The sequence below is a fragment of the Butyricimonas sp. Marseille-P3923 genome, from assembly GCF_900184685.1.
Lineage (GTDB): Bacteria > Bacteroidota > Bacteroidia > Bacteroidales > Marinifilaceae > Butyricimonas > Butyricimonas muris.
On record NZ_FXXL01000007.1, the window covers coordinates 2,267,563 to 2,284,071 of the forward strand.

Annotated in this window: 10 protein-coding genes; 3 read left to right on the plus strand and 7 right to left on the minus strand. The window is 45.2% G+C overall.

Features of this window, described 5'->3' with window-relative positions:
* Positions 1 to 85 precede the first annotated feature (85 nt).
* From CS948_RS20790 to CS948_RS20820, 7 genes are all read right to left on the minus strand, one after another.
* Positions 86 to 1,180, minus strand: coding sequence for a TlpA disulfide reductase family protein (locus tag CS948_RS20790; protein ID WP_099294229.1), 1,095 nt, complete (start codon positions 1,178 to 1,180; stop codon positions 86 to 88).
* A 158-nt stretch (positions 1,181 to 1,338) separates the two neighbouring features.
* Positions 1,339 to 2,721, minus strand: coding sequence for a hypothetical protein (locus CS948_RS20795; protein ID WP_099294231.1), 1,383 nt, complete (start codon positions 2,719 to 2,721; stop codon positions 1,339 to 1,341).
* A 20-nt stretch (positions 2,722 to 2,741) separates the two neighbouring features.
* Complete coding sequence (locus tag CS948_RS20800) at positions 2,742 to 4,238, minus strand: RagB/SusD family nutrient uptake outer membrane protein (RefSeq protein WP_099294233.1); 1,497 nt, start codon at positions 4,236 to 4,238, stop codon at positions 2,742 to 2,744.
* Positions 4,239 to 4,248: 10 nt separating this feature from the next.
* A complete protein-coding gene (locus CS948_RS20805; protein ID WP_176555157.1) occupies positions 4,249 to 7,752 on the minus strand; it encodes a SusC/RagA family TonB-linked outer membrane protein in 3,504 nt (1,167 codons plus the stop codon).
* A gap of 146 nt (positions 7,753 to 7,898) precedes the next feature.
* Complete coding sequence (locus CS948_RS20810) at positions 7,899 to 9,002, minus strand: FecR family protein (protein ID WP_099294237.1); 1,104 nt, start codon at positions 9,000 to 9,002, stop codon at positions 7,899 to 7,901.
* 51 nt (positions 9,003 to 9,053) lie between these two features.
* Positions 9,054 to 9,611 (minus strand): RNA polymerase sigma factor, encoded by a 558-nt coding sequence (locus CS948_RS20815; protein ID WP_099294239.1) that lies wholly within the window; start codon positions 9,609 to 9,611, stop codon positions 9,054 to 9,056.
* A 667-nt stretch (positions 9,612 to 10,278) separates the two neighbouring features.
* Complete coding sequence (locus CS948_RS20820; RefSeq protein ID WP_099294241.1) at positions 10,279 to 12,582, minus strand: HAMP domain-containing sensor histidine kinase; 2,304 nt, start codon at positions 12,580 to 12,582, stop codon at positions 10,279 to 10,281.
* A 111-nt stretch (positions 12,583 to 12,693) separates the two neighbouring features.
* Between CS948_RS20820 and CS948_RS20825 the strand changes: the two genes are divergently transcribed.
* From CS948_RS20825 to CS948_RS20835, 3 genes are read left to right on the plus strand one after another with little or no spacing between them, the layout of a single operon-like run.
* On the plus strand, positions 12,694 to 14,058 hold the full coding sequence (locus CS948_RS20825; protein ID WP_099294242.1) for a glycosyltransferase family A protein: 1,365 nt from the start codon (positions 12,694 to 12,696) through the stop codon (positions 14,056 to 14,058).
* 42 nt (positions 14,059 to 14,100) lie between these two features.
* Entirely contained in the window at positions 14,101 to 15,042 is a 942-nt protein-coding gene (locus CS948_RS20830; protein ID WP_099294243.1) for a DUF4922 domain-containing protein, read from the plus strand.
* A 55-nt stretch (positions 15,043 to 15,097) separates the two neighbouring features.
* On the plus strand, positions 15,098 to 16,507 hold the full coding sequence (locus tag CS948_RS20835; RefSeq protein ID WP_099294244.1) for a SpoIID/LytB domain-containing protein: 1,410 nt from the start codon (positions 15,098 to 15,100) through the stop codon (positions 16,505 to 16,507).
* The last annotated feature ends 2 nt before the right edge of the window (positions 16,508 to 16,509 follow it).

Here is a 16,509-nt window from a genome sequence, read left to right on the forward strand (position 1 = left end):
CATTAAAACTGTACCTTCAAAGGAACGTTTTTAGGCATAAATTGTTCTTTTGAAGGTACGTTTTACATTCCCTCCCTCAAACACCTCATAATAAACCTTGTACACAAGTCCTTATATTTTCCCCTCTCACGTAACTCCCCACGATCCTATTGGTAGCATCCAACACGAAAACAGAAGGTACCGCACTAATCTTATACAACTGTGCGGCAGACGATTGCCAACCTTTCAAGTCCGACACGTGCCTCCACGTCAAGCCGTCTTCCTTGATCGCTTTCAACCAAGCCTCCCGGTTTGAATCCAATGACACGCTGATAATTTCCAATCCCCGATCCTTGAACTCGTGATATATTGCCACCATGTTAGGATTCTCCGCACGGCAAGGTCCACACCACGATGCCCAGAAATCCAGTATTTTCACCTTCGCTTTCACCGAATAAAGAGATAACGAATCCCCTTCCGGTGTCAGTAATGTAAAATCGGGAGCTATTTCCCCCTTCGCTGTTATTTTCGCCTCCAAATAACGCTGAGTGATAATCTTCCCGTAAGGAGTATCCTTCATCTCGTCACTCAATAAATCATACATCGGCTTCAATCGCTCGAATCTCATTCTCGGGTTCTGTTTGAACACGACATACAACCCGGGTAAGCTATTCCCTTGTTCCTTCAAAAAACGGAATTCACTTTCCCTGTAAATAGAATCCAACGCATCATTTCTTTCTATCAACCGACGACAAGTCTCCCGCTCCCCCGCTTTTCGTGCCTCTGCAAAAGCCTTTTCCAACTCGGGCATCTCTTTATATATATCCGCCTTTTGCATCATAAATTCATTATAACTCTTCTGAAGCCCGCCCCCGTTCACTTCCGATTGCTCGAATTGCCCCTTATTCAAATAAATATGAAAAGATTGATTCTCCAAAAACAAAGGCAACACCTGACGTCTTGATTTCCCTTGTACTTGTGCAATTAAAGGCCGCGGGACACTCCCTTCAAATCTAAATATCCCAGACTCGACAACCGCCACTCCTAACGTATCCCATCGACCTTCAATATTTCGAGCCGTAAGAAAAAGTGTATCCCCCTCCATTCCATCAACCTCTCCAAAAACGATAAACTTCTGTTGTTCTACACACCCGAACAATAAACTCAAACAAAAAACAATAAAAGATATTCTTCTCATCATACATCTGTTTTAATACACGGTAATCACATCAAATAAAAGACAGTTGTAAACACCCGAAAGTACTATTCCGGCAACAAATTATTCCTAAAAACTCTCTCCGTCAGCTAAGCCGACGGAGAGAGTTCAAATCTCAACTATCAATACCTCCTAAAAATACATCAATCTCCCCCGGTAAATGCCCAATCGGACTTGTAAGCCCAACGGGAAGGACATCGCTCCAGTACCATTCTCAACCTTCTCACTTGATCGACAGAGAGAGAATTCTTGTAACTATACATATCCAGCACATTAAAGGACGTGAAATACTCCATGGGACGAGTCGGATCATTCTCCGGTTGACCATCCAGATTATTTCCTTTATAAACAGTGGGATAATAACCATAGTCAAAACTATAAGTATCCGGACAATAGTCGCTATCCCCATCCGGGTTCAAATAACTATACTTGTCACACCTCGTTTGAAGTATCCCGAAATACTCCGCCACCGGAGTTGCCAGACTAAATTCATTCTTCCCTTGCACTGTTGACGGGGACAACAAAGCCGCCAAATTCACCATAAATCCGACATCACGACAATCCGTTACATCATTTACCGTGAAACGATCCATATGTTTCATGGTCAATCCCGGGATAGATTCCAAATCATAGTCGGAATGTATCACCGAAGGAGCCAACATCCTGTACGATGTCGAAGCACCCGTCGTTGAAGTCGAAGTCGTGAATCTCGCAACCCAGATATTCATATACTTATTCGGGTCCCAGATAAGCGTTTTCTTCTTATTCAAAATATAGGCCAAATACTGGGTAGTCTTCGTGGAGGAAGTTCCCATTGCCGTGAAATCGGCTGCCGAAATATCCACGATATTCTTTCCGGGCTCCTGCATTTTCAACCCGTTGTAATCATAGGTCGCCAATTTAAACACGACCTTCGCGTTTCCGGCATTCGGGTCTGTCGTGATCTTCCGGTTAAAAGCATCGGACACCCGCTGAAGTTGCCCTTCCAAAAATTCCACGCTCAAATCATAACCGGGAGCAGCCGTGGCAGGAGGCACGAGTATATGGAAAACAACCGGAATCACGATCTCCTCGTAACTCTCGTCCGGCAACTCCCGAATCGTGATATCCAACCGATTACTTTCAAGATTTCCCCCTTTCGCGTAAAATTGCAACACCGTCCCCGGGACATCCGTCGTCGTGGAATAATAATTACCTTCCACCACCTTACCATTCCCGTCATACACTTTCACGTAGTCCGCCGGCAACTGATCCGAAGGAACCAAAAACTCTTCCTCGATCTCTTTCCCGTAAAATTCTTTCGTGTCTTCATCCCGACCATACGCCATCACCTTTCTCTTGGCATACACGAAAGTACGGAAACCCATCTTATTGACTCCATTAGGCACTAACGTCTTATGATCTCCGCGCAACTCGATTCTTGAAATTTCATCCGGTGAAATATTCAAATCAAAAATCACACTCTCTTCTTTTTCACACGAGGTCAAAAACAACATCGTGATTAAAAAAACGATTATATATCTCATAATATTCTCATTTACATTTATTACTTCCAACCCGGATTCTGGGGTATATTATTGTACATCAACTCGTAATCGGCAGGTAGTGGGAACGTGTACCTGTAATCGTCACTTTCCAAAGTGTACGTTTTCACTTCATTCGTCGCCTCGTCTTTTGCCTGACGCGTAACTTTTACCCCTGTCCGTTTCATATCCAGCCAATTCATCTGCTCCTCGTAAGCGAACTCCTTACGACGTTCTTTCAGAATCTCACCGATCACGTCATTACCTGTATACCCCGTGTATCCCGGAATTTTGCTACGCTTGAACTCGTTCAGTAATTCCAGCGCCCCATCTTTCCCTTGACGGGCAAGAGCTTCCGCTTCAATCAACATCAAATCGGAATAACGGAATAAAACATGCACATCGTTAGCGCTATGATCATCCGTCGCCTGCCACCTCGTCACGTATATTTTACCATCAATCTCCTTGAAATAAACTTCGCGACGGATATCATTCGCATCATACAAGCCGTACAATTCCTCGGAAGGACATTGTACCAACAACTGTTCCGGTCTTCCCCATGGAGCGTAATCATTCCCCCCGTAAGCGTATATCGCGAAACGCAATAAAGCGAACTTATGCGGTTTCGTCGTACCTTTCCCGAAAGGAACCGTCGTCAACTCGAATTGTTCGTCTACCGTATTTTCTACACGTTCATTTTTTCTAGCCTCCTTCGCGTAATATTCCGCCTTACTCCAATCATCATCTTCCGCCGCACAAGACTCTGCTTTAAATTGATATGTTTGAGCGAGAATAGCGTATATTATCCTTTTATTAAAAAATATATTCCAAGCTTCGTCAGGCACTGTTTCATATGCGAGAACATCCATGAGCTCCCCGATTAGCTTCGCGTACAAATCCGTCTGTTTCCATCTTTTCCCGCCTTGAACCACATCGGCATCAAAATTAAAGGGGATACCGTACTCGTTTTTGTCATATGGAGCAAACAACTGATTCAACCGAAGTAAATAATAAGCTCTGATCACCCTCGCTTCTCCCGATATCCTCTCGCCATCCGTTTTATTATAATCCGGCACATTCTCCAAATCTTTCAACACCATATTAATGTACCCGATAGAAACAAAGACCTCCTTCCATAGCTCACTTGGAAATAAATATCCTTCCCAGTTCTTAATCTCCCCGTATTCCTTTACAAAATTCTGACCACCGCGGGCAGGATTGGCAAAATCGTCAAAAAGGAAATTAACCATATCCAAATCGTTCGTGTATAAAATGGACGATACATTATTACGCCTCGTGAACGGGTACTGCACGTATTCATCATTAAACCGTACACCATTACTCACGTATCCCTTGCAATAACTCGAGGATGTTGTCGCAAACAACAACGTGGACATAGCATCCCGGACATCACTGATAGTATAAACTACTTTCGTATTTTTAGGAGGCATATCCAAAAAGTCAGCACACGCCCCGCAGAAAAACACCATGACAAACAATAAAAATATATTTCTTTTCATAACCTTCAAATTAAATACCTATTGACAACGAAACAGTATACGAGCGAGCACTCGGGTAAGTAAAAGCACCTTTCGTCTCCGGGTCTATTCCCCTGAATTTCGTCAACGTGAAAACATTAGACATATTAAAGTTAAGGCGAGCCCGGGTGATCCGCAATTTAGCGCATAACTCCGGTTCCAAATTATACCCGAAAGAAATATTGTTGCATTTCAAATAATCTCCCTTCTCGAAGCGGAAATCAAATAACTGGTATAAATACTCCGTCCTACTCGTGCCGTACTTGGGAATATCGGTTTGATCTCCCAACTTTCTCCAGCGGTTCGCTTCAATCTTCAGCACATTCTTCGCCGCGGCATAAGCCGTCCCGCCGGAGTAATACTGGAACGAGCGGGCCAGATGCCCCGTCATGTAAGTGAATTGGGCGAAAAGACTAAACCTCTTGTAATTGAATTGAGTCGTAAAACCTCCGGTAACAGGCGGATCACTCCGTCCCAAATACCCCCGGGAAGCGTTAGCTAATTGCGTAGTCAAATCATTATCCATATTATACACGTACTTCCCTTCCGCGTTCAATGTACCCAATCGGTTACCGTCATCATCAAACCCATCCACGTAAGCTAACGTATTTCCCGTGTACGGGTCTACGCCCGCGTATTTATAGCCATAATACGCCTTCACGGGTTGTCCTTGAATATACAAACTATACAAAGATTCAAAAGTAGAATTTGTGCTGGCGGAAATCTCGCTCAACTCTTGATAGTAGGTATCCGTGACCTTATCTTTATTCTTTGTAAAGTTCACGGAAGTAACCCAACTAAAATCATTCGTCCGCACGTTCAGGGTTCTCAAGCTAATCTCCCATCCCCTATTATTCACCGATGCCACGTTCGCCGCCACGGAAAGACGTCCCGTGGATGCCGCTATCTTCTTATCGTCCAACAGATTTCGCGTATCATTATTATAATAATTCACGACCAGATTTATCCTGTTATTAAACAACGACGCGTCGAACCCGATATTCCGGTTCTCCTGACGTTGCCACTTGATCGACGGATTGGAAGGATCGTAACGATCCATAATCTTCTCTCCGTTATACGAGAAATTATCTACCTTACGCAAAACAGAGAAAGGCAAAGCGTTGCGGTCGATACTTCCGACAAAACCGTAAGAAACCCGGAAAGCCAACTGATTGATAAAACCGAATCGACTCATGAAAGCCTCGTTATGCAGGTTCCACTTACCACTCACATTCCAAAGCGGAGAGAAACGATTCTTCGTCCCGATAATATCCACCCCGTCCAAACGGGCACTTCCTTGAAACACGTAGCGATCTTTATAACTGTAAGATCCCGTCATAAACAAAGATACACTTCTATCCTGCGTTTCGGAATGAGATCCCAGACTCGATAACGAATTTTTAAAAGCCGATTTCAACGTCCATCCTGTCAAATCAGGATAAGTAGCCACCCCGTAGACATCACTCCATTCCGGGATCATGCTCGTGAAACCGTATCCTTTTGAAGAAGAAACCTCCTGCCCGAAATAAGCATTGATATAATGCTCCTCACCGGAGAATCCGCGTGCAAATTCCAACTGATTGCGAATCGTCCATTGCTGAGAACGGGAAGTCGATTCCCGAATCATACCGTTATTCATCTCGTCCGGCACCTCCCCCTCCGAGTACAATCCCGCGAGCCATGAAGAGGCTTTCGAGGCATACGAGCCGGGAACCAATTCCTTCTTCGAGTGATTGTTCGAACTCGAGAATGTCCCCATGGAAGAAAGCATCAATCCTTCCAGAATCTTGAACTCGAGTTTCAAGCTGACCTGATTGCTCAAATATCTTGATTTCGTCGTGTTCTCGTTCATATCCTTCAAGATATTGAAATCATACTTGTACCCGTCCTTTATGGCGCTCAAAGTGGAATAAGAACTACGGTCGTACTCGTACTCCCCGTTCTCGTCATACACACGCTCGTAAGGATTGGCATAAGTCGCGTAATCCAGCGGGTTCACGGGAGAGGCGGAACTACGGTCATTACGCAAACTACTTCGCACATCGAAATGAACCCTCAGGAATTTATTAAAATCATGAGTCAATTTCATCGAAGCACCCATGCTCTCGTACTTGTTGTTCGGCATCACACCCTCTTGTGACAGGTAAGAAAGACTACCGTAATACTGTGTCGTTTCGTTACCTCCGGAAAGCGAGATACTGTAATTCTGCGTCTGCGCCACCCGGAAAATCTTATCGAACCAATTCGTGTTGATTTTACTCAACCTCTCAATTTCCGCCTCGGCATCCGATTTTGAAATCAAACCGTTATCCACGTTCTTCAACAACTGATATACCCGTCCCCCGATATTCAATCCCGGGAAATCTTCATATATACCCCGCTCGAAAGCGATTTTCTCCCTCGTGTTCATCATCTTCAGGCGATTATCCGGGGCTTCGCTCAAACCGTAAGAGGCTTGTATATTAATATACGACCGCCCGGCAGTTCCCCGCTTCGTCGTCACCACGATAACCCCGTTCGCCGCACGGGAACCGTAAATGGCAGTGGCGGCAGCATCCTTCAACACGGTGATACTCTCGATATCATCCGGCGGGATATTACCGATACCGCTCGTCAGCACCGTTTCCTCGAACTCCGTACCACCCATGCTCACCTCGGGAACATTTCCCGTGAGCGGCATCCCGTCCACGATCCAGATAGGATTCGTATCGCCGGTCAGCGAATTGATACCCCGAATCCGTATACGGGCTTGGGCTCCCGGTCGTCCGGAAAGATTCATTACCGCGACTCCCGCCATTTGTCCCTTCAACACGTCCTCCACGCTGGTGTACCCTTTATTGGCGATATCTTTCGAGGTAACCACCTCTACCGATCCCGTCATCCGCTCTTTCTTAATCTCCTGATAACCGGTAACGACCACCTCGTCCATCTCCGTCGAACTCTCCTCCAACACCACCGTGAGCGGTTTGTCCTGCTTCTTGTAAACCACGTCTTTCATCTTCATCCCGATGAAAGAAAACCGCAAGACGATCGTATCCTGCTCGGGAATGGTCAACGTAAACTCACCCTTTACATCTGTTGCCACCCCGATAGCCGTACCCTTCAACAGAACGGACACGCCCGGTAGCGTTTCACCCTTTTTATCCTTCACGACACCCTTTATCGTGATTTTCTTTACTTCGTCCGGTAATACCGTCTTTCTCTCCGAGATCAGGATATAATTATCCCTGACCGTATAGACGTATTTATCACCCAACACCTGTTCCAAAATCTCTTCCAACGTGCCGCTCGTCGATGTCAAAGCAACGTCTTTCTTCACGTCCAGAATCGACGTGTTGTAGAAAAACTCGTACTGACTCTGTTTCTTGATCTGCTTGAAGATCGATTCTATCGTACCGCTCTTCACGTTAAAAGTTTCCTGTTTTCCCTGCGAGTATCCTACCCTAGCCCATACACTAGAGGCTGAAATCAATAATAATAAAAATAGATTCCGCATGTACCTCAAAATTTTACACATCCATTTTTTTTTCATACCTTTGTTATTATAGTTTATAACTCATTCACGAAAAGAGTTTGGTCGACACGCTTCGCGAATGCTGTTTATTGATTATTTAAACGGGGAGGGTGAGAACTCCCTGTTTTTCATTTATTCATAACTAAAATCTTCTTGCCCGAAACCTTGAACTTCACGTCCGTGACGGTTTCGATCATCCCTAATAAATAACTCGCCGGTCGGTCTTTCTCCGCGGCACCGCTAAAACGTAATCCGCGCAAAGAGGCGTCCGCGTATTCAACTTCACAATCATACCAACGATTCAATTTGGTCATAATATCTTCCAGACGCATATCCTCAAACCGGAATTTTCCCTTCATCCATGACACGTAAAGATCGGTATCCACTTCCTCCGTCCGTACCTGCCCGTCCCGCTTGGAATAGGCAAGCATCATTCCCGGCGTAATTTCATATTCTTTTACAGCTACACGCCCTTCCAGCAAAGTCGTTTGGGCTTGATAGTCATCCTCGTAGTCCGACACGTTGAACGAAGTTCCCAACACACGCACATCCATACTCGAGGTCTTGACAATAAACGGCTTCACACCTTTCACGACATCAAAAAAAGCCTCTCCCTTTAATTTCACTTCCCGTGCGTCACCGTGAAACGGTACCGGGTATGTCAACGACGAACACGAATTTAACCGGACACTCGAACCGTCAGACAAAAGTACCCGATACTCTCCCCCCGCCGGAACCGTGATTGTATTATACACCGGCTGTACCGCACCGTCCCCCGCCAAAGTATAATCCAGCACTTTCGTCGAATCATTCTTGATAATCATCCCCTCCCGATCCCTAATCGTCACCGCCTCCGTCAACGGGACTTGACGCCCGTCACTCAATTGCAAAACGACAACTCCCTTTGCCGGAAGTATCTCCTGTTGAACCAATTCCACTCCATTTTTCTTCGCTCCTTGATTGTAGTAAGCAATGCCCCCCGCGACCAAGCATAAAATAACCGCGGCAACGGCACAGCGGTATATCCACCCGATGCGTCGTTCTTTCTTGCCGTTTACCCGGTCTTCAATAGAACTCCACAATTGATCCAACTTTCTCTGCGGAATTTCAGGCAATAGCTCGGCTTCCTGCTCAAACTGCTGATACCACCGAATAATACGTTCTTTCTCCTCCGGGGTACATTCATTCTCCCGGTATTTTTTCAACAAATCATATATTTCGTTTACGCTCATAAATTCTTGTCCTTTATTATATGACAAATCGGAGCGACAGGTAGTACTATTCTAAAATAAAAAATTATTCTGCATCATTTCATTTCGCAATCGCCGAAGCACCTCTGTCAATTGATTTTTAACGGTTTGCTCCGACACGGAAAGTTTACCAGCGATCTCTTTCACTGACAAATTTTGTTCCCGACTAAGTATATACACACACTTCAACCGAGGCGGCAATCCCTCGACGACCTCTTTTAACTTGTCATTCAAATCTTCCGCCACAATTTTCACCCACGTGTAATCATCCGCTTCCTCCTTCTCACCCTGCGCCAACTCGTGATGTTTATCCCGGATTTGTTCCAATTTTATCGTGTTTAGAATATGATTCTTCAACGAAACCATCAAATACCCCTGCACGGAAGAAGTTACTTCCAGAGAACTCCTTTTCTCCCAAAACTTGACGAAAAACTCTTGAAAAATATCATCCGCGTCAAAAGAAGAATTTACCCGAACAAGAATATGACGATACACCATTTTGGAATAACGGGAATACAACTCATGAAAAGCAGCCGCGCTACCTTCACGAATCGCATGAATAAGCTCCATATCCGACTTCCGCGATTGCATAAGACCCCTGTATATTACATGTTCGAAAATAACCCTTTATCTCAGACCTTTGAAACAAAGTTAGCAATAATTTCCTTAATCGCAAGTTTCCGAACATTTGTCTTGTATCCCGAAAGACCTTTCACACGGGTACGCCGATCATTTGCTTTCCCCATTAGCTTTCTTTTTTATTGGCAGAAAAAAAAGACGGTTCCGCCTGTCCCGTTGCGTAACACCTCAACGGCTGTGGATGCATTAACACTCCATCACGGGGGTACGGAACCGCCGTATGGAGATAACAGGCACAAAAAATGCCTGTCACATTGTGGCAGGTTTCCCCGCCGTTGAGTATGTTACGCATTACAAATATACAAACATTTCTACAAAAACAAAACACTTTTTCACTATTTAGCCCACTCACCCTCCACTCCTCACTTGTTGTATACCAACCGTTATACTAGGGTATACCTTGAGCGAAAGATAAAACGATCTTCCAACCTGCCGGACAAATCATAAACGGGGCAAATCATAAGCGGGTGTTAAAAAAGCATATTCTTTGCTAAAACGTGGGCGAACAGTAGGCGAACAGTAGGCGATATGTAGGCGATGCCGCCCAATAGTCACCCAATAGTCATAAGAAAGCCGCATGACAGTAGAGTTTCACCCCTATTCAGAGATAGTTAAAGACTTATTCTTCCGAAACCAATTTCACATTCAAGGGATGCCGCACGACAAAACGGGCTCCCTCCGTGTAGTTCTTGTCAATCCAGATATCACCGCCCATCATGGTGATTGTCAATTTACAAATTGCCAATCCGAGCCCTGTACCCTGCACGTATTCATCCAATTTCTCAAAACGCTCGAATACCTTCTTTTGCTTCTCTTCCGGGATACCGCAACCGGTATCCGTCACGCTGAAATAAATACAATCTTCTTTCTCGTCGACCTCGAAAGCTAAAGTGATACTTCCTCGCGGCGTGAATTTATTGGCGTTGGATAATAAGTTTATCAATATCTGCTGCAAACGCTGAACGTCTGTCCGCAACATATATTGTTCACACGGAGCCTTGAACACGTATTCGACACCATCTTTTTTACCATAACTCGTCGTTGCCAACACGCTCTGGCACAACGAAACAAGTTCTGTTTCCTCGAACGAGAATTTCAAACGCCCTGTTTCCAACCGGGATATATCCAGAATATCATTAATCAACCGAAGCAAGAGATCCGAATTTTTCTGTATAATTTCTACAAATTCACGACGGGTAGCGACATCATAGTCATCCGCCACCAGCACACCGGAGAAACCGACGATAGCATTCAACGGGGTACGAATCTCGTGGCTCATGTTAGCCAAGAACGCTGATTTCAACCGATCCGATTCCTCCGCCCTCTCTTTCGCCTGACGTAATTCGATTTCTATCTGTTTCTGCTTGGTCATATCTTCCAGACGCATCACCACTCCCAGTAAATTCTTCTCCTCGTCAAATACCGGATTCGCCAGAATATAAATGTAATAATTTCCCTGTTTCACAATCGTGTCCGCCACCTTACCCGTTCTCATCGCCGTAACAGCCGGACAGTACGGGCAAGGCTGATCCAAATTCCGTAACGCTTTATAGCAAACCTCCCCTTTCGAATTGGATACACATTCCATAAGAGCCGTAAAATCAACCCCATTATGCCACTTGATCGTAAAATCGGGATTAATAAATTTAATTCCCGTGTTCACGTTATTCAGAATAAGGGTATTATCCTTCTGCGCTTCAACCAAAGCATCCTTAAACCGCTTCGTGCGAAGGTAAAAATACATCGCCAACACGAATCCCAGCAATAACAGGATAAATGCCAGCGCAACCCCTATGATTTGATACTTGTATTCCTCGAAATAAGATAACTTCTTGTTGTAGAAGAGGGCACCCTTTGCCACCTCTTTATTCAAAAAGTTACCCTTCCTCAATTTCTCGTAATCGAAACAATATTGATTGGGAATAATCTGTAACCCCTGTTCGGACAATACCGAATCGGACTGATTTTCCAACCCTATGACCAAACGGGCAATATCCTTACCGACAGTCCTGTATTCCGGTACGCATCCCCCGGTAGCCCAATACCCCATACCGATAGAAGTAACGGTAAAAGCCGGCAAACCCGGATTCGTCATCATCATCGAATACGTGGCATTCCGCATGAAATACCCGTCATTCTTGTCCACCCGCCAAGTTCCCAATAAAATCGCGGTATGCTCGGGTAATGTTGAGATTCTTTCGGTAATCGAATAAACGGTATGTTTCCGACCGTCCAATAAAATTAGCTCCAAATCGGGATATTTTTCCCGCATTTTCTTCTTTACAAGAGCCTGCAAGGAAACACCGCCATAAGTATTATCGGAAATAAAGGCAATATGCTTCGTGTCGGGATAGAAATCCAGAATCAACTCAATATTTTTTTCGACATCATACTCGTAAGCGAATCCTAAAATACGGAAATTCTTTAAACTATCATTGACAACATCCACACTCTCCGATTCCCAATTCTCGAGATCCGTCCCATCCTCCGGCAGCAACACGGCATTCCGGCTCACCATTCCCCCTATAATCGGAATATGAAAAAAGGTCAGTGAATCCTGTGAAAGATAGGATGTCCATGCCTCCTGCCCCAACAAGATGATTGTCTTGGGCAAACTTTTGCCGGTGTATTTCGCCAAAATATCTTTCATCCGGGATTTCCAAGAGCAAGCCTCGGAAAAACTCTTACAGTTCATGTTCTCTATTGCCACCGAGGATTTACCGCTCGAAGCATTGTATTCATCCAAAAATTCGGATATATTCCGGGATGTCTGCGAGGTTTCCGGGTTATAAGAACTGATTATCAATATCAATGAATCCGGACCAAGATTCTTTCCTGTCGTCGTCCAGCTTATGCACAACAACAAAAAGAACAAGCATCCATGCTTCAAATATTGATATTTTTTCCAGAGAAATTCCAACATCTTCTTTTTAGTAACGTCGCAAAGATATTAATTTTAATACAAAATCGAACAAAATATTTCATTTCCTGCAAAAAGAATATATCTTTGAGTTCAACCTAAATAGTATTCTTTATGTCAAAGATTTCTTGCGTTAGCAGCAAATATTTTGAAAACACCGAAACATTAAAGCAAATAGCTGATTCCGTGTATAGTCCCTATTTCTTTCTTTACACGAAACACCCCTCTCCCCGGCTTGGGGCATACGCCGAAGAACGTTTTGTTCAAATCGCCCGGGCAACCGGAGCCGTCATGCTCTATTCCGATTACTACGCGGAACGCGAGGGACACCCCACACCCCACCCGACCATAGAATATCAGGCGGGGAGCCTTCGTGACGATTTCGATTTCGGTTCCGTGCTTCTTGTAAAAACAGAAACGTTCAAAAAAGTCGTTGGAGAAATGGACATGAATTACCGGTACGCGGCACTTTACGACCTGCGCCTGCGCCTCTCCCGGGAAGGGCAAATCTTCAGGATTCCCGAATTCCTGTACACGGAGATAGAACAGGACACCCGGCGTTCCGGGGAGAAGCAATTTGATTACGTGAATCCCCGGAACCGGGAAGTACAGGTAGAAATGGAACAGGTATGCACGGCTCACCTGAAGATGGTAGGAGCTTATCTTTCCCCGCGATTCAAGGCCATTGACCTGACATGCGAATCATTCGAGACGGAAGCATCGGTCATCATCCCCGTGCGCAACCGGGAGAAAACCATTGCCGACGCCATTCACTCCGTCCTCACGCAACAAACCGGTTTCAAGTATAATATCCTTGTCATAGACAACCATTCCACGGACAACACCACCCGCATCATATCCGACATCGCCTCAAAAGAACGGCGAGTGATTCACCTCATCTCGGAACGCACGGATTTGGGTATCGGCGGGTGTTGGACGCACGCCGTCATGCATCCGGCTTGCGGACGTTTTGCCGTGCAACTGGACAGTGACGACCTCTATATCAACGAGAAGGTATTACAAACCATTGTCGATACTTTCCGCGAGCAACAATGCGCTATGGTCATCGGCAGTTACCGTATGGTCAATTTTAATCTGGAAGAAATTCCCCCGGGAATCATCGACCACAAGGAATGGACTCCCGACAACGGACGCAACAACGCCCTACGCGTAAATGGATTAGGAGCTCCGCGAGCTTTCTATACCCCTTTACTCCGGGAAATAAAAATCCCGAATGTCAGCTACGGGGAAGATTACGCTACCGCTTTGGCCATTTCACGGGAGTACCGGATCGGGCGTATATACGAACCGCTATACCTGTGCCGCCGCTGGGAAGGTAATTCCGATGCAGACCTCAACATTCAACGGGTAAATCAACACAATTTCTATAAAGACAAGATTAGAACGATAGAATTATTCGCAAGACAGACAATTGAAAATGGAGAATTGAAAATTGAAAATGAACAAAACAAGAGTTGAATTTGTGTGGCTAGAATCTAAAATCATAAATCTAAAATCAGCATGTTTTTTGACCAATTCTTAGAAAATCAATTAGCCGTTTGGGCAACAGCGAGCAACAATTACGACCGTTTAAAACAGGTGCTTTATCGCTCGGTAGACTTTGGAGATTTCCAAATACGCGTACAACACAACCCGGACAGGATACTGTCTGCCGCGGCAAAAATAGACGAGGCCTCTCTTAAAGCGAGAGCCTGTTTCTTGTGCAAAGAGAATATGCCACCGGAACAACAGAGTTTTGATTATAACCCGACATTTGATATACGGGTGAACCCTTATCCCATATTCTCCCGGCATTACACGGTTCCGGCAAAACAGCATATCCCGCAACTCATTGCCGGACATTTCGGAGATATGCTGAACATCGCCCGCACCTATCCGGAATATACCATTTTTTACAATGGTCCCCGAAGCGGAGCTTCCGCTCCCGACCATTTTCACTTCCAACTGGCGCCTCGTTATGAAATGCCTTTGGAAACGGATATAACCCATTGTAGCAAAGAAATCTTATTTACCACTCCCGACAAAACCTTAACCGTAGAAAGCATAGAAGACTATATCCGCAAAAACATCATCATCCGTTCCGCCGACAAGGAACTCCTTGAACTAAATTTCCATGAGATTTTAAACATGATCGGCAAGGTCACTCCCCATGAGCCGGAACCCATGATTAATCTTTTCGCTTGGCACGAGAACGAGGAATGGCAAATCGTCATATTCCCCCGCCGTCAACATCGTCCATGGCAATTCTTTGCCGAGGGTGCGGATAACATATTGTTCAGTCCCGGTTGCGTGGACTTCGCCGGACTAATCATCTCCCCCCGCGAAGCCGACTTCAACCGCCTCGACGCTCCCCTCCTGCGGGACTTATTCGGTCAACTGACCTTAACTGATGAACAATTTAATAATTTACGATTTATGATTCACGATTTACGAATGTCTTAAAAGCGCAAGCACGTGTGTCATAAATCTAAAATCATAAATCTAAAATCGTAAATTCATGAATTTATCTGTCGGTATCCTCTTCGCCCCCTGCATCAAGTTCCGTCTAAACGGTATCTACCGGAACGAGAAGCAAACTTACACGGGGGAATGTTCCGTTATAAAAAACGAGGAGGTATTAATCTTACAAACTTCCGCGGGACAGCAAACCATATCTTCCGGCTTCACGCTCACGCCCGATGAGCACGAGCAAGCCGATTTCGATTTACTCGATGTCGTTATCGGTATCCATTTTCATTGGGAACGCACGGAAAACCAGAAGTTCAAAGGTGCATTACAAATATTAGACGAACAACAATACCTGACTGCCGTCAATATTCTCCCGCTCGAAGATTATTTACTGAGTGTCATTTCTTCCGAGATGAGTGCCACCTCTTCGCTTGAATTATTAAAAGCCCATGCCGTTATCTCTCGCAGTTGGTTGATCGCCCAAAAAGTAAAAAAGGAACGACTCACCGCAGATTATCAATCTTGTCTTCGAGATGAAAACCAATATATCCGCTGGTTCGACCGGGAAGACCATGACCATTTCGACGTATGTGCCGACGATCATTGCCAACGTTACCAAGGAATCAGCAAAGCATATACCCCTGCCGTGCAACAAGCGATAGAGGCTACCCGGGGGGAAGTACTTCTTTATGGAGAAGAGATTTGTGACGCCCGTTTCTCCAAATGTTGCGGGGGAGTATCCGAGCGTTTCGACAACACGTGGGAACCCGTCAATCACCCGTACCTCACGAATGTCATTGACAGTGCCTCCCTCACCCCTGTACCGGATCTTTCACGGGAGGAACATGCCAAAGCATGGATTACCTCTGCCCCGGATGTCTTCTGCAACACGCGGGACAAACAAATACTCTCCAACGTATTAAACGACTACGACCAAGAAACACAGGATTTCTTCCGCTGGCAGATTTCTTATACAACCGAGGAATTATCCGCCCTCGTGAAGACCAAACTCGGTATTGATTTCGGCATCATACACACCCTCGAACCCTTGCAACGAGGCGTATCGGGACGTATCATCCGCCTCCGCATCTCCGGTTCGAAAAAAAGCATGGTTATCGGCAAGGAACTTATCATTCGAAAAGCCCTCTCGCCGTCACATTTATACAGCTCTGCCTTTATTATCGAAACAGAAAAAGACTCTTCCGGAACTCCCGCCCGTTTCACCCTCAAAGGTGCCGGCTGGGGACACGGCGTCGGTCTTTGTCAGATCGGTGCTGCTGTCATGAGTGCCAAAGGATACAATTACAAAGAGATACTGACACATTATTTCCCCGGAACTAAAATCGAAACAATTGAAAATGGAGAATTGAAAATTGAAAATGAAAACTCCTCCGTCAGCTTCGCTGCCACCTCCTCTATAAACAGAGGAGGAGCTGGGGACTCATCCCAAAAACGGTGAGT